At 69.2% G+C, this 19,973-nt stretch carries 17 protein-coding genes and 2 pseudogenes; 10 read left to right on the forward strand and 9 right to left on the reverse strand.

The genetic code is table 11. The features are described 5' to 3' along the window. The 5 genes and pseudogenes from HV824_RS28350 to HV824_RS28370 all read right to left on the reverse strand — a co-directional run. Positions 1 to 1,160, reverse strand: a 1,160-nt coding sequence (locus tag HV824_RS28350; RefSeq protein WP_176424670.1) for a serine/threonine-protein kinase, incomplete at its 3' end; no start/stop codon positions are given. A gap of 122 nt (positions 1,161 to 1,282) precedes the next feature. Further along, entirely contained in the window at positions 1,283 to 2,029 is a 747-nt protein-coding gene (locus tag HV824_RS28355) for an ABC transporter permease (protein WP_255208406.1), read from the reverse strand. 24 nt (positions 2,030 to 2,053) lie between these two features. Beyond that, complete coding sequence (locus HV824_RS28360; protein ID WP_176420146.1) at positions 2,054 to 2,986, reverse strand: ABC transporter ATP-binding protein; 933 nt, start codon at positions 2,984 to 2,986, stop codon at positions 2,054 to 2,056. 476 nt (positions 2,987 to 3,462) lie between these two features. Beyond that, the gene (locus tag HV824_RS28365) at positions 3,463 to 4,293 is read right to left on the reverse strand and encodes a metallophosphoesterase (RefSeq protein ID WP_176420144.1); all 831 of its coding nucleotides are present in this window, start codon (positions 4,291 to 4,293) and stop codon (positions 3,463 to 3,465) included. Between the two features lie 88 nt (positions 4,294 to 4,381). Further along, positions 4,382 to 5,571 (reverse strand): annotated as a pseudogene (locus HV824_RS28370) (PLP-dependent aminotransferase family protein). 84 nt (positions 5,572 to 5,655) lie between these two features. On the opposite strand from HV824_RS28370, the gene HV824_RS28375 reads away from it, so the two are divergent. The 4 genes and pseudogenes from HV824_RS28375 to ettA all read left to right on the forward strand — a co-directional run bounded on the left by HV824_RS28375 (position 5,656) and on the right by ettA (position 8,720). Next, positions 5,656 to 6,120: a cupin domain-containing protein gene (locus HV824_RS28375; protein WP_176420143.1), complete on the forward strand. Its 465-nt coding sequence runs from the start codon at positions 5,656 to 5,658 to the stop codon at positions 6,118 to 6,120. A gap of 102 nt (positions 6,121 to 6,222) precedes the next feature. Beyond that, a pseudogene (locus tag HV824_RS38280) lies at positions 6,223 to 6,267 on the forward strand (hypothetical protein); the annotation flags it as partial. A 23-nt stretch (positions 6,268 to 6,290) separates the two neighbouring features. After that, complete coding sequence (locus tag HV824_RS28385; protein ID WP_176424669.1) at positions 6,291 to 6,815, forward strand: hypothetical protein; 525 nt, start codon at positions 6,291 to 6,293, stop codon at positions 6,813 to 6,815. A gap of 225 nt (positions 6,816 to 7,040) precedes the next feature. Beyond that, positions 7,041 to 8,720, forward strand: coding sequence for an energy-dependent translational throttle protein EttA (gene ettA, locus HV824_RS28390; RefSeq protein WP_176420142.1), 1,680 nt, complete (start codon positions 7,041 to 7,043; stop codon positions 8,718 to 8,720). Between the two features lie 54 nt (positions 8,721 to 8,774). Here the strand turns inward: ettA and HV824_RS28395 are convergent, their stop codons facing one another. After that, the gene (locus HV824_RS28395; RefSeq protein ID WP_176420141.1) at positions 8,775 to 9,020 is read right to left on the reverse strand and encodes a hypothetical protein; all 246 of its coding nucleotides are present in this window, start codon (positions 9,018 to 9,020) and stop codon (positions 8,775 to 8,777) included. A 14-nt stretch (positions 9,021 to 9,034) separates the two neighbouring features. Then, positions 9,035 to 9,940: a peptidoglycan-binding protein gene (locus HV824_RS28400; protein ID WP_176424671.1), complete on the reverse strand. Its 906-nt coding sequence runs from the start codon at positions 9,938 to 9,940 to the stop codon at positions 9,035 to 9,037. Between the two features lie 525 nt (positions 9,941 to 10,465). Here HV824_RS28400 and htpX point away from each other — a divergent pair. From htpX to HV824_RS28420, 4 genes are all read left to right on the forward strand, one after another. After that, complete coding sequence (htpX, locus tag HV824_RS28405) at positions 10,466 to 11,383, forward strand: protease HtpX (RefSeq protein ID WP_176420139.1); 918 nt, start codon at positions 10,466 to 10,468, stop codon at positions 11,381 to 11,383. Positions 11,384 to 11,582: 199 nt separating this feature from the next. Next, positions 11,583 to 12,911, forward strand: a complete 1,329-nt coding sequence (locus HV824_RS28410; RefSeq protein WP_176420138.1) for a porin — start codon at positions 11,583 to 11,585, stop codon at positions 12,909 to 12,911. Positions 12,912 to 13,096: 185 nt separating this feature from the next. Beyond that, a complete protein-coding gene (locus HV824_RS28415; protein ID WP_255208407.1) occupies positions 13,097 to 14,719 on the forward strand; it encodes a LysM peptidoglycan-binding domain-containing protein in 1,623 nt (540 codons plus the stop codon). A 150-nt stretch (positions 14,720 to 14,869) separates the two neighbouring features. Then, positions 14,870 to 16,033 (forward strand): acetyl-CoA carboxylase biotin carboxylase subunit family protein, encoded by a 1,164-nt coding sequence (locus tag HV824_RS28420; RefSeq protein WP_176424673.1) that lies wholly within the window; start codon positions 14,870 to 14,872, stop codon positions 16,031 to 16,033. A gap of 9 nt (positions 16,034 to 16,042) precedes the next feature. Here HV824_RS28420 and HV824_RS28425 read toward each other — a convergent pair whose 3' ends face one another. Beyond that, positions 16,043 to 16,615 (reverse strand): DUF2378 family protein, encoded by a 573-nt coding sequence (locus HV824_RS28425; protein ID WP_176424674.1) that lies wholly within the window; start codon positions 16,613 to 16,615, stop codon positions 16,043 to 16,045. A 10-nt stretch (positions 16,616 to 16,625) separates the two neighbouring features. Further along, positions 16,626 to 17,399 carry an alpha/beta hydrolase gene (locus HV824_RS28430; RefSeq protein WP_163782777.1) on the reverse strand — a complete coding sequence of 258 codons (774 nt, stop codon included), beginning with the start codon at positions 17,397 to 17,399 and terminating at the stop codon, positions 16,626 to 16,628. Between the two features lie 131 nt (positions 17,400 to 17,530). Here HV824_RS28430 and HV824_RS28435 point away from each other — a divergent pair, with 131 nt between their 5' ends. Then, positions 17,531 to 17,722, forward strand: coding sequence for a hypothetical protein (locus tag HV824_RS28435; protein WP_176424675.1), 192 nt, complete (start codon positions 17,531 to 17,533; stop codon positions 17,720 to 17,722). Between the two features lie 104 nt (positions 17,723 to 17,826). Then, entirely contained in the window at positions 17,827 to 19,920 is a 2,094-nt protein-coding gene (locus HV824_RS28440) for a hypothetical protein (protein ID WP_368738116.1), read from the forward strand. Positions 19,921 to 19,973 lie beyond the last annotated feature (53 nt).

The raw sequence follows: 19,973 nt of genomic DNA on the forward strand, positions 1-19,973 counted from the left end.
GGACGGGCCAGGGGGGCGGTGTCTCGCGTCTTTTCTTGCGGCGGCGGCGGCGCGACCGCGGCGGCGTGCCGCGAGCGCGTTCCGGGGCCGCCATGGGGCGAGCCGCGCATGGCCTTCGACGCGGAGGAGCGCCCGGCGGGCCCCAGCACGCCCGGCACGCCGCTGAGCGACGAGTTGGAGCGCGAGTCCAGGTCCGCGTCCTCCGCGAGCTGGTCCAGCTTCGCCGGGTCCGTCTCATGGGCGATGCGGTCCGCGTAGAGCTCCCGCAGGAAGGCGGACAGGTGCGCGCTGCTGGAGGGCAGCCGCAGGTTGAGCGTGTAGTCCTCCAGCGCCAGCCGGAAGGCGCCGCAGTCCGGGTAGCGCTGGTCCGGCGAGGGCGCCAGCGCCTTGAGCACCACCTCGTCCAGGCCCGGCGGCAGGCGCGGGTTGAGCTGCGACGGCCGCGGCACCTGGCAGTCCTTCACCAGCCGCAGCGTCATCATGTCCGACTCGCCCTTGAAGAGGCGCTTGCCGGTGAGCAGCTCCCACATGACGACGCCCAGCGCGAACAAGTCGCTGCGCGCGTCAATGGAGAGCCCGCTGGCCTGCTCCGGGGACATGTACGGGTACTTGCCCTTGAGGACGCCGGTGGCCGTGTTCTGGCTGCTGGTGGCCGCCTTCGCCACGCCGAAGTCGATGACCTTCACCCCGCCGTCGAAGCCGACCAGGATGTTCTGCGGCGACACGTCGCGGTGCACCAGCCGCAGCGGCTTGCCCTGGGCGTCGCGCGCCTGGTGCGCGTAGTCCAGCCCGGCGGCCGCGTCCGCGATGATGCGGAGGATGAGCCCCACCGGCAGCGGCTTGCCCTGCGCGCGGGACGTCTTGTCCAGGCGGCGCACGTCGTCGCCCTGCACGTACTCCATCGCCAGGCAGTGGCGCCCCTCAATCTCTGTCAGGTCGAGGATGGTGATGAGGTTCGGGTGCGTCAGGCGCGCGACGAGCCCCGCCTCATCCAGGAACATGGCGAGGAACTCATCGTCCTCCGCGAGGTGGGGAAGGATGAGCTTGAGGACGACAAGTCGCTCGAACCCCGTCCCATGTTCGCGGGCCAGGAACACCTGCCCCATTCCCCCAGAGGCAATCTTGCGCAGCAGCTCGTACTTACCGAATGGCACAGCCATGTGTGCTCGACAGGATATCGCCCTTTCTTACCCCGTGGGAATTGCTCAGTCGCGAATTACCCCACAAGGTTGGAGGCAAGCAGGCAGGCAGGCGTGGGGCGCCTGCCCGGCTCCCAGGGGACTCAGGCCTTCATCTTGTAGCCAGAGCGCAGCACGGCGTAGGTGAGCGCGGTGGCCACCACGGCGACGGCGAAGAGGATGCTCCCTCCGCCCAGGGGCGAATAGATGCTGCGGCCGAGCATCCCGTAGCGCAGCCCCTCCACCATGTAGACCATGGGGTTGAAGAGGCTGACGGTGTCCCAGGGCGCGGGCAGCTCGCGCACGGAGTAGAAGACGCCGCCCAGGAAGGTGAGGGGCAGCATGACGAAGGTGGGGAAGAAGTTGATCTGCTCGAACTTCTCCGCCCACACCGCAGCGAGCAGGCCCAGCACGCTGAAGACGTAGGACGACAGGACGAGGAAGTACACGGCCACGCCCGCGTGCTCCAGGCTGAAGCCGGTGAAGAAGGTGGCCACGGCCCAGGTGAGCAGGCCCACCACGAGCCCGCGCACCATGGCGCCGCCGATGAAGCCCGCCATCAGCTCACCGGGGCCCAGCGGGGCCACCAGCAGGTCCACCACGGTGCCCTGAATCTTGGTGATGAACAGCGACGAGGAGCTGTTGAGGAAGGCGTTGTTGGCGATGCCGAGGAACACGAGCCCCGGCACGATGAAGTGCAGGTACGGCAGGCCCTCCACCGTCTGGACGCGGCTCGACATGGAGACGCCGAAGACGATGAAATACAGCGTGGTGCTGATGAGGGGCGACAGGACGGTTTGCCCCGGCACTCGCATGAAGCGCCGGACCTCCTTCGCCAGAAGGGTCTTCATCCCAAGGACGTTCATGATGAGGGCTCAGGCGGCCTGCTGGGGGCGGCCACGGAGGATTTCGATGAGCACGTCCTCCATGCGAGAGCGGCGCGTCTCCACGTCGGAGATGAGCTGCCCTTCGGCGTAGAGGGCGCGGAGCAGCTCGCCGGACGGGGCGCAGCCGTCGCGCTCCACGTAGGTGAGGGTGCGGCCGTCCTCGCTGAGGCGGGCGGCGAAGCGCTTGCCGGCCTCGGACAGGCCCGGCTGCGGCTGCTCGAAGGTGATGATGACGCGGCGCTCGCCGAAGCGGCGCAGCAGGGTGGCCTTGTCCTCCACCATGAGGAGGCGGCCCTCGTTGATGATGCCCACGCGGTCGGCCAGCTCCTCGGCCTCTTCCAGGTAGTGCGTGGTGAGGACGATGGTGGTGCCCTCCGAGGCGAGCTTGCGCACGTAGGTCCACAAGTCGCGGCGCAGCTCCACGTCCACGCCGGCGGTGGGCTCGTCGAGGAAGACGAGGCGGGGCTTGTGCACCAGCGCCTTGGCGATGAGCAGCCGGCGCTTCATGCCGCCGGACAGCGCGCGCGTGTACGCGTCCTTCTTCGCGTGCAGGTTGAGGGCGGTGAGCACCTCGTCGATGCGCGCCTCATCCGCGGGGCGGCCGTAGAAGCCCAGCTGGATGCGCAGGGACTCGGCCACGGTGAAGAAGGGGTCGAAGTTGATCTCCTGCGGCACCAGCCCGATGTCGTAGCGCGGGCCCACCGGGTCCTGGTCCAGGTCCTTGCCGAAGACGCGGATGCTGCCGGAGGACTTCTTCACCAGGCCGCAGACGCTGCCAATCATCGTCGTCTTGCCCGCGCCGTTGGGGCCCAGCAAGGCGAAGATTTCCCCGGGACGGATGGCGAGGTCCACGGTGTGAAGTGCCGTGAACTCTCCGTAACGCTTGGAGAGTCCCTGGAGTTCGAGAGCGGGGGCGGACATGGCGCGCATCCTGTAACACCTTCGATGCCGCTTCGCTTGCCTTGTGTGCCCCGGTGGTGTGCGCCTCAGGGGTTGGGGTCGCAGATGAAGCTCAGCGTGGATGTCGCCGTGGCACCCAGGCTGTCGGTGACCTGTAGTTGAACCGTGGGGAACGTGTTCACGGTGCAGATGCCCCGACCCTGCCCGGTTGTGGCCTGGGTGAAGCTGGCCATGGTGAGAGTAAGGCTCGACCACAGGAATGAGTAGGGGGGCGTGCCGCCGCTGCCGCTGCCACCACAGATGAACCGGAGCATGGCGGTGTTGCCGCAGAAGGAGATGCTCGCGCTCAGTGGCGTTGTCAGCGCTCGCGCTGTCTCCGCGGTGACGGAGGCCGAGTCCGGCTGCTCGGTGAAGTCCTCCCCGGGGCCTCCGCACGCTGCCAGGGCAAGAGGGGGCCCGCATGCAAGGCAGTCACGCGCCGCGTCGTCCTCTAGAGGTCACTCCTGCATGGCGACTTCCTGGAGGGTGCCTCCTCCGACGCGGTAGACGGCGAACGCATCTGTGCCCTGGTCGAGGCTGGCGAGGCACCGCACGCGTGACTGCTGACCGTTGGGATGCTGGACGGTGTTGGCGTAGCGCCGGTGCAGGTGGCCACAGAGGACCAGTTGGGGCCGGAGCGCGTCCACCAGCAGCCGTGCGTACTCGTTGCCGACGAGTTCGGGGTTCGCGCTTCGGCGCAGACCCTCGAAGTGAGCGGCCTCCTCGGGCGGGATGATGCCGGCGGGCCAGTCATGCAGCAGGAGCACGTCCGCGTGTCCGAGCGCGAGGACTCGCTCGACGTCCTGCTCGTTGAAGAAGGTGAAGTCCTTGTTGGAGACGTCGCCCATCGACGCCAACGGTGGGCGGGGCCTGGTGAAGGTGTCCTCGCGGTGGATGCCGGACAGGCCCGCCACGCGCAGGCCGTTCAGTTCCACCGCGCCGGTTCGCCCGAGGTAGTGGCAATGCGGCGCCAGTGCGGCACCCTCGGGGTGCAGGTCGAGGTGGCCGTAGGGCTCGTGGTTCCCTCCGATGAAGTAGAGGGGCCAGGGGAAGCGCCGCCGCCGCTGGTGATAGTCCGCGAAGTCGCCCAGGTGCCGGTATTTCATCGGCGCTGCCATGGTGTCCAGGTCGGCGTCATGACGGTGGGGCTCGAAGTCGCCTACCTGGAGCACGAAGTCGAGCGGCCGGCGACTGCGTTCCTCCCAGGCGGTGAGGTGACTCACCATCCGGTTCAGGTGTCCGTGGACGTCGCCCACCACGGCGAAGAAGAACGTCAGGGGGGAGGACATGGCGGTTTCCGTTCCGGTTCAGGCGTGAGTCGCGGGCGCGGACGGCGGTGATGCTTCGGGCCTGACGAGGGCGCTGCGCGGGGCCTTCTTAGAGGGCACCGGCGAGCCTCGCGCGCAGGCGCCGGAGTCCTTCGTCGATGCGGTCCACCGTTACTCCGCCGTAGCTCAGCACCCAGCCATGGCGGGTGGGTGCCCCGGCGAAGTACCCGGAGAGCGCTTCGATGCCGACGCCCGCGTCACGGGCTCGCCGCGTGAGTTCCCGCTCCAGCCGGGCGCCGCCTCGCGTGAAGGTGACGCACAGATGAAGGCCGGCGACGGAGGGCAGTTGCTCGAAGGCGTCTCCGAAGTGGTGGCGGAGCTTCTCCGACAGCCGCGTGTGCCGCTGCTCGTATTCGCGCCGCGTCTTTCGCAGGTGCCGGGCCAGTGAGCCCGTGTCGATGAATCGCGCGAGCGCCGCCGCGCCCAGTCGAGCAGGGCCCTGCGACGCGCGGGCGACATCACGATGCCCAGCGGGAACTGGTGAGACGGCGTGACGTAGACGAGGCGCGTGTCGTCCGGCAGCGCCTGCACGTCAATCCCCTCCGCGTCGACCGGCACCGGTACGACACGGGCTCCGAGCGACTGGAACAGGAGGAGTGCGGGCGGGTAGCCGGGTTCCTCCACGGCGACGCGGTCTCCGGGCTCCAACAGCACGCGTCCCGCCAGGTCCAGCGCCTGCTGCGCGCCATGCGTGATGAGCACGTCCGACGCTTCGGCGCGAACGCGCCGGGAGACACCCACGTGGCGGGCCACGGCCTCACGCAGCTCGGGGTGGCCGGCCGGGTCCGTGTATGCGGCTGTCGTCGCGGCGACGCGCAGGTGTCGAGCGAGAAGCCGATGCCAGGCTTCGAATGTGAACAACGCGGTGTCGGGGATGCCGACGCGAAAGTCATACGGCGCAGGGGGCTCGGCGGAAGGAGGAACGCGGAGCTCGCTCCAGACGGTGCGCGGACGCAGCTTCACACCGCGCGCCGTCGCCTCGCGCGCACCTCGCTCCCGGGGCGCGTTCTGGACGAAACTGCCGGCGCGTCCTCGGCCCACGAGCAGGCCTTCGGCGCTCAGCCATTCGTAGGCCACGCCCACCGTGTTGCGCGAGACGCCCAGCCGCTGGGCCAGTTCCCGCGATGGCGGAACCTGCTCGCCGTCTCTCAGCCGCCCGTCCAGAATCCGAGCGCGCAGTCCTCGGTAGATTTGTCCCGCGACGTCTCTGCGCTCCTGGAGGGCGACGTGAAGGTCCATGCCGGGAACCCCTCTAGTTTGGCCCAATGAGATTCGTCAATTTTGGACCGGTGGAAGGGCCAGTGAAGGCGCAACCTGACGGACATGAACGACACGTCCTTGTCCGCTGTGTCCTCGCGTCCGGTCGACCCCGAGCGCATGCCCTGGATTTCCATGGGCCCCGCGGGGCTCTCCTTCAATCCGCTGCGCTTCTTCCGGGAAGGCTCCGGCTGGATGTACCTCTTTCGCCTGGAGCCCGGCACCGTCGTCCCCCGGCACCGCCACACCGGCGAGGTGCACGGCTTCAACCTCTCTGGGAGTCGTGAGTTGCTCGACACGGGGGAGGTGATTGGCCCCGGTGGCTACGTCTACGAGCCGCCCGGAAATGTCGACAGCTGGCGGGTGACGGGCGACGCGCCCGCGGTCCTGCTCATCACCGTGCGCGGAGCCATCGAATACCTGACGGCGGATGGCCAGGTCTCCAAGCGCGTCACGTCCGAGGACCGGCTCCAGACCTACCGCCGCTGGTGCGAGGCGAACAGCGCGCCGTTCCTGGCCACGCTCGAGTGACCCTATGCTGACGCGGTGAAGACCCGGCACCTCAAGCCCGTGCTCCTGGCCCTGACCGCGGCGGGAGCGGCCATCCCCTACGAGGCCTTCGTGCCCTTCGTCATGGAGCACGGGCTGGATGTGCCACTGCTCGTCGCGCAGGCCGCGGCCAACCGCATCAGCGCGTTCGCATGGCTGGACGTCGGGGTGTCCGCGGTCGGTTGCTGCGCATCGTGCGCGTCACGAAGGTCTCCAGCCATGCGACGCGGGACGGCGCGACGGATGATGACCGCATCGCCGCCGCGCGGGCCAAGGGGCTCGCTCCCGACGTCTGGGTCCCGCCGCATGTCTTTCTTGAGGACGCGGTGGGAACGAGCGGCGGGAAGCTCGTCTCGATGCAGGCGTTCGTGCTCCGCGGCCATGTGCGGTCCGCGGATGGTACCGGCGCGTCGGACCCCAAGGCGCGGGGAACGATTCTCCAGAACGTACAGGTGGTGAAGAGCGCCGCGTCGGCGATTCGCACCGCCGTCGTGAGCGAACTCGGCCCCAACATGCTCGCCCGCGAGGCGGTGGCGGAGCTCACGAAGGCGCGGCAGCAGAAGAAGATGGATGCCGTCATGGAGCAGGCCGGCATCAAACCCGAGGACGACACCAACACCCGGCTGCGGAAGTTGCTTGGCATGGAGCCGCCGGAGCAGGCCGCCACGACGGAGTAGTCCAACGGGGCCCGGTGACACCGTTCGCTTTTCCACGACTGCTGGAGGGGCCAGCCGCTCGCCCCCTGGGCGGGCCCAGGGGGGACGGCTCGTTCCGGGCTGCCCCTGCTGCCGGGGCCAGTCGTTCGAGCCCCATGGGGTTGGGGGACGCTCTCACCTTGAGTGCGCTGTTGCACCCTGGTATCCGCAGAGCCCCTCACTCCGCCTCAAAGCAGGAAGGCCCAGATGGCCCAGAATTTCATCTTCACGATGCAGGACCTGCGCAAGGTCAAGAACAGCAAGGAGATCCTCAAGGGCATCTACCTCTCGTTCTTCCCCGGCGCGAAGATTGGCGTCATCGGCCCCAACGGCTCCGGCAAGTCGACGCTGCTGCGCATCATGGCGGGCGTGGACACGGAGTTCTTCGGGGTCGCCAAGCCGGACCCCAGCGCCAAGGTCGGCTACCTGGCGCAGGAGCCGCAGCTCGACACCTCGCTCGACGTGAAGGGCAACGTGGAGCTGGGCCTGAAGGAGATTCGCGGCACACTGGACCGCTTCAACGAGGTCAGCGCGAAGTTCGCCGAGCCCATGAGCGACGCGGAGATGGAGAAGCTGCTGGCCGAGCAGGGCCGGCTGCAGGACGCCATCGACGCGGTGAACGGCTGGGAGCTGGACCGCACCATCGAGATGGCCATGGACGCGCTGCGCCTGCCTCCGGGCGACGCGGACGTGACGAAGCTGTCCGGTGGTGAGAAGCGCCGCGTGGCGCTGTGCCGCATCCTGCTGGAGAAGCCGGACCTGCTCCTCCTGGACGAGCCCACCAACCACCTGGACGCGGAGAGCGTCGCGTGGCTGGAGCAGGCGCTCAAGGAGTACAAGGGCACCATCGTCTGCATCACCCACGACCGGTACTTCCTGGACAACGCGGCCGAATGGATTCTGGAGCTCGACCGCGGCGAGGGTGTGCCCTGGAAGGGCAACTACTCCAGCTGGCTGGAGCAGAAGCAGAAGCGCCTGGAACTGGAGGAGAAGTCGGAGAGCCACCGCCAGAAGACGCTCAAGCGCGAGCTGGAGTGGGTGCGCGCCTCCCCGAAGGCCCGTCAGGCCAAGAGCAAGGCGCGTATCGCGGCCTACGAGGAGCTGCTCAACCAGTCGCAGGACAAGCGCGACGCGACGGGCGAGGTCATCATTCCGCCCGGGCCGCCGCTGGGCGGGCTCGTCATCGAAGCCAAGGGGCTGCGCAAGGCCTACGGCGACCGGCTGCTCATTGACGACCTGAGCTTCAAGCTGCCGCCGGGTGGCATCGTGGGCGTCATCGGTCCCAACGGCGCGGGCAAGACGACGCTGTTCCGGATGATGACGGGCGTGGAGTCACCGGACGCGGGCGAGCTGCGCATCGGCGAGACGGTGAAGCTGGCCTACGTGGACCAGAGCCGCGACGCGCTGGACGGCGAGAACTCCGTGTTCCAGGAGGTGAGCGGCGGGCTGGACCACCTGGACCTGGGCAAGGCGGGGCAGGTGCCCAGCCGCGCGTACCTGGCGGGCTTCGCCTTCAAGGGCCAGGACCAGCAGAAGCGGGTGAAGGACCTGTCCGGCGGTGAGCGCAACCGCGCGCACCTGGCGAAGATGCTCAAGAGCGGCGGCAACCTGCTGCTGCTCGACGAGCCCACCAACGACCTGGACGTGGAGACGCTGCGCAGCCTGGAGGACGCGCTGCTGAGCTTCGCGGGCTGCGCGGTGGTCATCAGCCACGACCGCTGGTTCCTGGACCGCATCGCCACGCACATCCTCGCGTTCGAGGGCGACAGCAAGGCGTTCTTCTTCGAGGGCAACTTCGAGGACTACGAGGCGGACAAGAAGAAGCGCCTGGGCCCCGAGGCCCTGGCGCCGCACCGCATCCGCTACCGCCCGATTACGAAGAGCTGAGCCGCTGCATGCCTGGAGCCACCGTACCGTGAGGTGCGGTGGCGCCACGGTCCCTCAGCAGATGTCCAGGCAGTCCACCGTGTAGAACGGCGTCACGTCCTCGGTGTTGTAGCAATCCGGGTTCGCGCAGGAGCAGTGCAGCGTCATCACGTACTCCGTGAGCGCCTCGTCGTTGTAATACGTGTACGTACAGGCCAGATTGAATGACTCGGCCTCGGCGACGGGCGTGTAGCCCAGGCCGCCGACGACAATCCCTGCGGGAACCGCCAGCACCGCGACCGCCATGAGCAGCTTCTTCATGTCTCTCTCCTGTGTCAGGGCCGGTACTCCCAGTGCCAGGGCTCGGACGGGACGGTGCGCACGAAGCCGTAGTTCTTCGCGTTGTTGGCCAGCCACCGGTACGTCGAGGTGCCCGTGCCGCCCGTGTTGATGTCCACCGCGATGCCGCCCTGGTGGTTGGAGTAGCCCGGCGGCGCGGCCAGGTTGCCCGTGCCGTTCTTGTACGCGCGGTACAGCGCCTCCTGCTCCGCCATGCTGCGGAAGCCGCTGTTCACCTTCAGGGTGATGCCCTGCGCCCGCGCCGCCGCGTGCATGCGGTTGAACGCCGCCGCCGCGTCCGAGCGCATCTCCTTGCCGTTGGGGACGGCCGAGAGCGAAATCTGCCGCGGCTGCCCGTTCACATAGCCCGTGACGACCCGGCCACCGCCACCGCCCGGGTTGGTGACGGGGCCCTGCACGTTGATGCCCAGCTTGTCCCACGTCTTGGGCCCGACGATGCCGTCCGCCACCAGCCCGCGGGACTGCTGGAAGGCCTTCACCGCCGCCTGTGTCTTCGGACCGAACACGCCGTCCGCCGTGCCTGACTTGAAGCCCAGCACGTTGAGCCGCTGCTGGAGCGCACGCACCGGCTCGCCCCGCGCGCCATTGCGCAGCGTGGGACCCGAGCCGCCCGCTCCGCCCGCCGAGTTGAGCGCGCTCCACGTCTTGGGACCGACGACGCCGTCCACCTGGAGCCCGCGCGCCCGCTGGAAGGCCTGCACCGCCGCCTGTGTCTTGGGTCCGAACACGCCGTCCGCGGCGCCCGGATTGAAGCCCGCCGCCTTGAGCTTGTTCTGGAGCTGCGTCACGGCCGCGCCGCGCGCGCCACTGCGCAGCGTGGGCGAGGCAGAACGGGACGCGCTGCTGGACGCAGCAGCGGAGGTGCGGGCAATGGCTACCATGGGGGGCTCTTCCCTGAGAAGAAGAATGGAGTTGGACCCATTTTCCAAACCGCTCAAAGAAAGTTGCCTGGGATTCCGTCAAATCCGCGTGTCAATCCATGCGCGCGCTCAGGGTTGAGCTGCATTTCATGGCGCGACGGAAAAGTTGCGCCAAGGTGACCGCAGGCAGACGGGACTCGTGGCATTCATTGTCGTGAAAATCTTCCGCCTTGGACGTCTGGTTTGCCATTGGTCGACACGGGGTGTGATGGAGTCCCACGTTGGGTGTCCAGGTCGCACCCTTGGTGTGGAGCCCCACGGGCGAACCCCAGGTCTCCAACTCGGCGGCCGATCAGGCTCCGGGGAAACGCCGGTGAAGGCCGTTTCATAGAGAAAATCTCAGATTCCTGAAGGAACAACCTTGGGAAGTGCCCCGCCGGCAGGCTGTTCTAGTGCGGTCGGGACAATAAGTGGCCGACGAAGCTTGCATTCGTCCCGCGCTGCTGAATGTTGTCCCCAAGGTTTTTTCTAGGGAGAGAGAGCGTCATGAAGGGAAGCTTCGCCAAGCGCATCACACTGTTCGTACTGACCAACCTCGCGGTGGTCGCGATGCTGGCGATCGTCGGGCAGCTCATCGGGGTGGAGAACCTGCTCGCCCGCCGCGGGGTAGGGCTGAACCTGCCGGGCCTGCTCATCATGGCGGCGGTGATGGGCTTCGGCGGCGCCATCTTCTCGCTGCTCATCTCCAAGTGGATGGCGAAGTGGAGCACGGGGGCGAAGGTCATCACGTCGCCGCGATCGGAGGATGAGCGCTGGCTGGTGGAGACGGTGCACCGGCTGGCCCGCGACGCGGGCATCGGCATGCCCGAGGTGGCCATCTACGACAGCCCGGACATGAACGCCTTCGCCACGGGCGCCAAGCGCAACAGCGCCCTGGTCGCGGTGTCCACCGGCCTGCTCCATGGCATGAAGCGGGACGAGGTGGAGGCCGTGCTCGGCCACGAGGTGGCCCACGTGGCCAACGGTGACATGGTGACGCTCACGCTGCTGCAGGGCGTGCTCAACACCTTCGTCATCTTCCTCAGCCGCGTGGTGGGCTTCTTCGTGGACCGCTTCCTCAGCCGCTCCGAGGATGGCGAGGAGAGCGGCGGCTCGGGGCCGGCCTACTTCCTCACCAGCATCGTGCTCCAAATCGTGTTCGGTATCGGCGCCAGCATGATTGTCGCCTGGTACAGCCGCCGGCGTGAGTTCCGCGCGGATGACGGCGGCGCGCAGCTGGTGGACCCTGGCGCCATGGCGCGGGCGCTGAACCGGCTGCGCATGCAGCAGGGCGAGCCGGCCATGCTGCCGTCCAACATGCAGGCGTTCGGCATCCGGGGCGGCGGGATGATGGCGCTCTTCTCCAGCCACCCGCCGCTGGAGCTGCGCATCCAGCGCCTGATGGACGGCAGCTGGAAGCGCTGACGCGAGCGCGGCGGTGACACCGGCGCATGTCACGAATGGGTGACATGCGCCGGGCCGTTCTGTGACACCGCGAAGCGGCCCGTGACGGTGAGGCAACAACCCGGGCCCGCGCGTTGCGGCGGTGCATTCCGTCCTGTAACGGGAGCGCAAACTCGAGCCCTGGCGCGCTTTCGCGCACTGCTGGCAGTTCCGTGCCGTCATGACCCCCACTGCTTCGTTCCGCGCTGCTCTTCAGGTCTTGTTGTCCGGCTCCATGCTGCTCCTGGCGCCCCTTGCCCACGCGCGGCAGGACGAAGCCGCGGCCCCGTCCGCCACCGAGCCGCCCCCCGCTTCCACGCCGACGCCGGTCCCCGAGGCCGCGCTGCCCGAGCCGGAGGCGAAGCCCGAGGCTGAGAAGAAGGCGCAGGCCTGGTACGAGCGCATCCGCATCCGGGGCTACACGCAGGTCCGCTACAACCGGCTGCCCAGCTTCCGGGTGAATGACGCCCTGGTGAACGACCAGGGCGACCGGTTCCTCGGCAAGAACACCGGCTTTGGCATCCGGCGCGCGCGCCTGGTGCTGTTCGGTGACGTCCACGACCGCGTGTCCATCTACCTCCAGCCGGACTTCGCGTCGGTCATCGGAGACCAGTACAACGTCACCCTCATGCGGGACTGGTACGCGGACATCTTCCTGGACGCGAAGAAGGAGTTCCGGCTGCGCGTGGGCCAGTCCAAGGTGCCCTTCGGCTTCGAGAACCTCCAGTCCAGCCAGAACCGCCTCGCGCTGGACCGCAATGACGGCATCAACAGCGCGCTCAAGGACGAGCGCGACCTGGGCGTCTTCTTCTACTGGGCGCCCACCGAAATCCGGAGGCGCTTCAAGTTCCTCGTCGACAACAACCTGAAGGGCTCGGGCGACTACGGCGTGGTCGGCTTCGGCGTCTTCAACGGCCAGACGGCCAACCGCGCAGAGCGCAATGACACGCCGCACGGGGTCGTCCGCGTCACCTGGCCCTTCCTGTTCGGCGCGCAGTACGTGGAGGCGGGCGTGGGTGGCTACTACGGCCGCTTCGACCTCAATGCCTCGCCGCGTGACGGCGTGCCCTACGCGCTCGCCCGGGGCTCCGACATGGTGGACGCGCGCGGCATCGTCAGCCTGGTCATCTACCCGCAGCCGCTGGGCTTCCAGGCCGAGTTCAACCTGGGCCGCGGCCCCTCGGTGGGCGAGGGGCCCGTCGATGGCCTGCTCATCGACAGCCGCCAGCTCCGGGGCGGCTATGCGCAGCTCATGTACAAGCTGGACGGCGTGCTGGGCGTGTCCCTCATCCCCTACATCCGGGGCACCCTCTATGACGGCGGCAAGAAGTTCGAGACGAACGCGCCGCTCTATGACGTGCGGGAGCTGGAGCTGGGCGCCGAGTGGCAAATCAACAAGGCCCTGGAGCTGACGGGCACCTACCTCATCTCCGACCGCACCTCGTCCCGCTTCCCGTATCTCCAGCAGCAGGGACACGTGACGCGCGTTCAGCTCCAGTTCAATTATTGAGCAACTCAGGATGCCGCCGCGGGGTGTCAGTCATAACCCCTCGGCTGGTGCGTTGCGTCAGGGTTTGTTCAGAAATACTGGACTTGAACGCTGAGGCTGTTGTTTCGCGGCTTGCGCAACTTTCGGACATTGATCCGGAAAATCATGGAGGCGTCTGACTTACTTCGCCCCCCATGGAGCCGTCGATGACTGGTAGCAACTCCTATCGAATCCGTCAGGGAGATACGCTCAGCGCCATTGCCCGGCGCAACAACACCAGCGTGGATGCGCTGGCGCGAGCCAACAACATCCAGAACCCGGACCGCATCCAGGCGGGCAGGACGCTCGTCATCCCGGGCGCCAACGACGGCTTCGAGGCCAACGCGCCTCGCCCGATGCCGCGCCCGGCCAACCTCCCGACGGGGACGTCACAGAACGGTGACAGCTTTGAGCCTGGCTCCGCGCAGGGCACCGTGGCGCAGGGCGTCACGCCGGCGGGCACGGCGGGGGTGTCTGGTACCCAGAATGGCTATCGCAACATCGACCTGACGGCCTTCCGCCAGGGCGGGTCCAACTCCGAGTCCGCCATTGTCGTTGGCACCTCGGAAGGCAACCGCACGCCGAACGGTGGCTTCACGGCGAGCTACGGGGGCCACACCGACCCGGGCAACGCCAAGCACAACCGCGGCTCGTTCTCCTATCAGGGGGGCGGCGCGAACTCGCCGTCGCACGCGGACGAAATCTGGAACCGTGAGCTGGGCCGCGTCACGCCGCAGTACCAGCGCGCCGCCGAGCGCGCGGGCCTGGACCCGAACAACGCGCTGCTGGCCTCCACCTTCTACGATTTGCACACGCAGTCGCCTCGCGCGGCGCAGAACTTCCTCAACCGCGAGCTGCCCAGGCTGGCGCAGGACCCGCGGGGCGTGACGCCCGAGGCGCTGGTCGACGCGCGCGTGAATGCGTTCCGCACGGACAACGGGCAGATCAGCGCCTCCGGCTTCAACCACGACGAGCAGCGCCTGCGCGCCGACCAGACGCGGCGTGAGACGGCGCTGGTCCGGGCCCTGGACGCGCGCGGCTACCGCGACGGCGGTGGCGCTGGCGCTGTCGAGAACGTACCCATTCCGCGCCCGCGCCCGCGCCCGGAGAACCTCACGGCCGGCGCCACCGAGCTGCCCGCCGAGGTCCCCATCCCGCGCCCGCGCCCGGAGCACCTCCAGGCCTCCAACACCACCGAGGGCGCGACGCCCACCGACCTGAACGACACGGCCGAAATCGCGCCCGCGGCGGACCGCCCGGCGGTGCAGACGGCCACGCCGTGGGTCAGCCAGTACAACGCGGCGAGGGTGGAGCGCGCCGGTGACAAGGCCTGCTTCCGCGCCGCGGTGGTGATGGCCGCGGGCGCCGGGGCCACCGTCACGGGGCCGGACAACCGCATCCAGGTGGCCACGGGCGATGACCCGAACGGCGGCGTCACGGTGGACGCCGCGGCGGCGCGCCGGGGCCGTGAGTACATCGATGGCCAGCTCGACGCGGGCAAGCCCGTCGTCGTGGGCGTGGACCACCGCTCTGGCCGGAACTCGGACAACGTGGACGGCATCACCGACCACTTCGTGGTGATTACGGGCCGCGGCACGGACGAGCAGGGCCGCACGTACTACACGTTCCACGACCCGGCGACGAACCACGAGCAGCGCGGCGCGGACTCCAACCCGAACAACCGCTTCTACGTGGACCAGGACACCGGCAACCTCTACCGGGAGGGCCCCACCACGGGCAACGTCGTCCAGCGGCACTTCGAAGTGTCGATGGTCCGGCCGAACGCCTAGTCGTTCCGCCAGGTGACGGGCGGGGAGCGGGGAGGCCCTGATTCCAGGCGCAGCCGGGGCGGGAAGGAGTGACTCCCCGCCTCTGCGCGTTCAGCCAGGAACTGGGCGCGGGCGCGCGGCGCGTTATGGTCGCCCGTGCCCCGAGGAGCCATGAACTTCGTCTTCATCTCCCCCCACTTCCCTCCGCATTACTTCCACTTCATCTCCGCGCTGCGGGAGCGGGGCGTCACGGTCCTGGGCATCGGTGACGCGTCCTACGAGTCGCTCCGCCCCGAGCTGAAGGAGTCCCTGCGCGAGTACTTCTTCGTCCCCAGCCTCATGGACGAGGAGGCGCTCACCCGCGCGGCGGGCTACCTCACGTGGCGGCACGGCCGCATCCACCGCATCGACTCGCTCAACGAGTCCTGGCTGGAGGTGGAGGCGCGCCTGCGGGGGGACTTCAACGTGCCGGGCCTGCAGCCCGCGGACATCCACCGGCTGCGCTCCAAGTCCGGCATGGCGGAGGTGTTCCACGAAGCGGGCGTGCCGCACCCGGACCTCATCCGCGTCCGGGACGCCGCGCAGGTGAAGGCGTTCGCCGCGCGCGTGGGCTACCCGCTGGTGCTCAAGCCGGACGTGGGCGTGGGCGCCGCCAACACCTTCAAGGTGGCCAGCGACGCGGAGGTGGACGCGGCCCTGTCCCATCCGCTGCCCACCACCTACGTGGCGCAGCCCTTCGTGCGCGGCACCATCGTCACCTACGACGGCATCGTGGACCGGCACGGCGTCATCGTCTTCAGCCTCAGTCACGAGTACAGCGACGGCGGCATGGAGACGGTGATGGAGCAGCGCGACATCTCCTTCTGGAGCCACAAGGAGATTCCCCCCGCGCTGGACGTGCTGGGCCGGCAGGTGGTGGCCGCCTTCGGGCTGCGCGAGCGCTGGTTCCACCTGGAGTTCTTCCGGCTGCAGGATGGCCGCTTCATGGTGCTGGAGGCCAACCTGCGGCCGCCCGGCGGCTTCATGGTGGACATGATGAACTACACGTGTGACATCGACGTGTACCGGCTCTGGGCGCGGGTGGTGACGGGCGACCCGGTGGCGGACTTTCGCTTCACGCCGCGCTACCACGTCTGTCACAGCGCGCGCCGCAAGTCCCGCCGCTACCGGCACCCGCACGCGGACGTGGAGGCGAAGCTGGGCAGCTCGCTCATCCTCCACCGCGAGCTGCCGAGCATCTACCACAGCCTCCTGGGCGAGGAGATGTACCTCACTCGCCACACGGACATGGACGCCCTGCGGGACACGGTGCGCTTCATCCAGGACAAGGCCTGACGCGCGCGCTCAGCGCTCCGTCCAGGTGAGCTGGTAGGTGGTGCTGTCCTCGTCCTCGCGCAGGCGCGTCACGCGGGGGGACTCGGCGCCGCCCACGCGCAGCAGGGCTTCGAAGAGCGCCTCCGCGTAGCCGGGCGCGTTCAGCCGCGAGTTCATCCGCATGGCGTAGGTGGTGGGGCCCTGCTCCGTGAGCTCCACCTCCGTGTAGTTGTCGGTGGCGCGCAGCGTCTGCGGCAGGCGCTGCACCAGTCGGCGGGGGCCCAGGAGCCGCATGACGCCATACACCGCGCGGCCCACGACGGTGCGCCCGTAGCCCTGCACGTGGCGCTCGGCGAGCTGGCGGAAGGCGTCCTCCCGGGGCAGGCCCGGAAACGTCTCTTCGACGATGACGTCCAGGCACTTCTCCCACAGGAGCACCGGGTAGCCCGGCAGCAGCGGCCGGTCCAGGTCGATGCCGGCCTGCCGCAGCCGGTGCTTGAGGCGGGGCGACACGCCGCCGCGCAGCCCGTGCTCGAGCAGGCCCTCCACCACCTGGACGTAGACGAGCCGCTGCTCCAGGGGAACCGCCCCGCGGTGCTTCATGTGCGGCGCCTCACCCCAGCAGCCAGCGCATGGCGGAGGGCAGCCGCCGCTGCCAGTCCCGCTCGTGGTGCCCGCCGTGTGGATCCAACACCAGCGCCAGCTCGTGGTCCGCGTAGCCCAGGTGCTTGAGGTGCTCGTAGAAGGCGCGCGTGGATTCGCCGTAGTAGACGGGCACGCCGCTGGCGTCCGTGTACTCGTGGGCGCCCGCGTCCAGGTAGATGCGCGTCCAGCGGCGGCTGTGCGCCGTCCATGCGCCGAAGAGCTGGTTGGCGCCCCACGTCACGGTGGGAGACAGGGCGCCAATCCGGCCGAACACCTCCGGATGGCGGCACCCGAGGTAGAGCGAAATCAGGCCGCCCAGCGACGAGCCCATGGCGCCCGTCCACCGCGGCTCCGGCCGGGTGCGGTAGGTGCGGTCCACCAGCGGCTTGAGGTGCTCCACCAGGAAGCGGGAGTAGGCCTCGCCGCGCGCGTGAATCGGGCTGCGCGGTTCATTCCACGGCGAATAGTCGTGCACGCGCCCCTCGCCCGAATCCACGGCGACGATGAGCCACGGCTCCAGGCTTCCCTCGCCCACGCCGTGCTCCAACGCGACGTTGGCGCACCAGGTCTCGAAGAGGGCGGATTCGGGGTGGGCGAACACGTTCTGCCCGTCGTGCATGTACAGCACGGGGAACCGATGGCCTGGCATCGCATCGTATGCGTGGGGGGTATAGACGCGCACGGTGCGCGCGAAGCCCTCCTGGGGGGAGGGGAAGTCTCGGACGATGTGGACGTGGCCCATGGGAACCGGGAGCCAGCATACCTGGAGGCGGTGACAGGGCGGAAAGCGCTGGCCTCGGGGATGCACAGGCGGCGGGCGGACCGCGGGGTGCTCCCAATCCGCATGTAAAGCAGTTTAATCTGGAGTTCCCCATGGAGCTGGAACACCCGCATCTGGCAGTCCTCCTGCTCACCACCGAGAGCGACGTGCGCGAGGCGCGCGAGGCCTTGGATGGCAGCGAGGAGTCACGCCTTCGTTACGTCGCCGCCCAGAGCCGCGCGGAGGCCGCGTACTTCCTGGCGTCGGACCTGCTGGAGGTCGACCCGCGCATGGGCCGGGCCTGACGCGCGCGTCCCGCCTTTGGACGGCGCGTCCGCGTGCCGGACGGCCCGCGCGCAGGGCGCTGCTGTATGGAATCGTGGTCCCGGATGTGCACAAGGCGCGGCGCGTGCGTCGGGTGCTCTGGGTGGGATGGTGTTTGGGGTGGTGGCTGGCGGGCGCGCTGCCCGTGCATGCCGCGCCGTATGAAGTGGAGCCCGAGTCCGTGGGCGCGCAGGACCTGCTCGCGCTCGTGGAAGAGGGCGCCATCTCCGCCGAGACGCTCTCCGCGCTGCTGGCCCTGCGGCGGACGGGCGTGGACCTGGGGCTGGCGTCGCGTGCCTCGCTCTACGGCTTGCCGGGGCTGACGTACTCGGACGTGGATGTGCTGCTGCGCTCTCGGGGAGGAGGCAGCGCCGCGGGTGGCGCGTTGACGGAGGCTGCGTCGCGGCGGCTCGCGCCTTTCCTGGACGTGCGGACGCCGGGGCGGCTGTCGGGCGACGCGCGGTTGATGATGGCCTTCGCGGCGTCGGATGGACTGCCGCCACCGCTGGCGTTGCAGGTCCGCGCGGGAGGGCTCGCGGGGCTTCGGGTGGGGCTGCTGACGTCGCTGGCCCGGCGGACGTTGGAGCCTCCGCGGCGGGAGGCGCGGCGGCGTGCCTTCGTGGTGGAGGCGCCCGGGACTTCCGTCATGCTGCCCAAGCTGTACGTGCAGTGGACGGGAGCGCGCGCGTCGCTGCTGGCCGGGACGTACCGGCTGGGCTTCGGACAGCGGCTCACGCTGGACACCACGGCGCTGCCGTCGCCTGACGGCTTCCTGCCTGACGACAACCTGCGTCCTCCGGCGGGCTTGGAGCGCGCGTGTCTGGTGGGCGGGGCGGGTTGCGAGCCCGAGCAACGCCTGTCGGACGTCACCCCGGACTTCCGCTGGGACGAGGGCTTCCGGGGCATCGCGGGCACGGTGCGAGGCCCGCTGGGGACGGGGGCCGCGCTGTCGCTCACCGGCTTCGGCTCGTATCAGTCCCGTGCGCTGGCGCGGCATGCGGTGTTGGACCGCGCGCTGTGTCCGTCGTCTGTCCGTGGCGTGTGCAAGGCCCCTGACGTCTGGGTGCGGGTGGCGGAGGGCCGGTGGGAGAAGCTCACGGCGCGGACGCTGCCGGGGATGTTCCAGGAGCTGGCGGGCGGTGGCAACGCGACGCTGGCGCTGTCGTCGCGGAGCCATGTCGGGCTCACCGGTTGGATGGCTCGGCCCGCGTGGGGGCAGGAAGGGGCGCAGCTCGACTTCCAGCCCACCGCCCGCTATCCGGCGGGCGGTGCCTTTGGCGCCTTCGGGCTCGACGCCGCGTGGGGGCGTGGCGCGCTGGACGTCTTCTTCGAAGGCACTCGCAGCTTCGATGCCGCGCCGGGGGGTGGCGGGGATTTCGGTGCGGTGCAGCGCACCGTGCTGTCAGGGGCGTCGCGCGAGCTGGAGCTGTCGCTGCGCTACTACGGGCGCGGCTTCGCCAACCCCTACAGCGGCGCGCCGTCAGGCCCGGATGCGCTGGAAGGCCTGCGCGTCCGCAATGAGCTGGGCGCCCGGCTGCGCTACCTCCACCGTGACGAAGGCGCGTGGCGGCTGCGGGGGCAGGTGGACGCCTGGACGCTGCCCGCGGATGGCGCGGCGGCTGGGAGCGCGGGCACGTTGCACGCGCGCGCCTCGGTGCGCGGGGATCTTCAGGTGCGGCCCTGGCTGCGGCCCTCGCTGCAGGTGGAGCTGCGCGACAATGGCGTGGGCGGAATGGGGGCGTGCGCGGATGGCTCGCTCTCCGAGCAAGAGGTGGCGGACCTGTGCGCCAGCGCGCGGTACGGCGTCACCGCCCGGGTGCGCTCCGACGTCGCGAAGGGGCTGACGGTTTCGCTCCAGTACGGACATGCGCGCGTACAGGCGCCCGAGACGAAGGGACTCCGTTACGACGCGCAGGCCGTGCTGGATGTCCGTGCCCAGCCGCTCGCGTCGCTGAAGTTGCATGGGCGGTTGGTGTGGAAGGACCAGGACCTCTCCGAGCGCAGCCGGCTCCAGCAGGAGCTGCGGACCGCGCTGGACGTCGCGTGGAGGGTGTCGAGCGCCGTGTCCGCCCGGGGCCGGTACGCGTGGGTGCTCGACTTGAAGGACGCGCGCGTGGCGCGTGTGCCGCCCGACCCGCCGCGCCACCTCTTCCACCTGGAGTTGGAGACGCGCTTTTGACGAAGTTGAACGTGAAGGGGCAGGGCATGAAGGGCTGGGGCAGGTGCTTGGGG

Source organism: Myxococcus sp. AM009 (assembly GCF_013372605.1).
Classification (GTDB): Bacteria; Myxococcota; Myxococcia; order Myxococcales; family Myxococcaceae; genus Myxococcus; species Myxococcus vastator.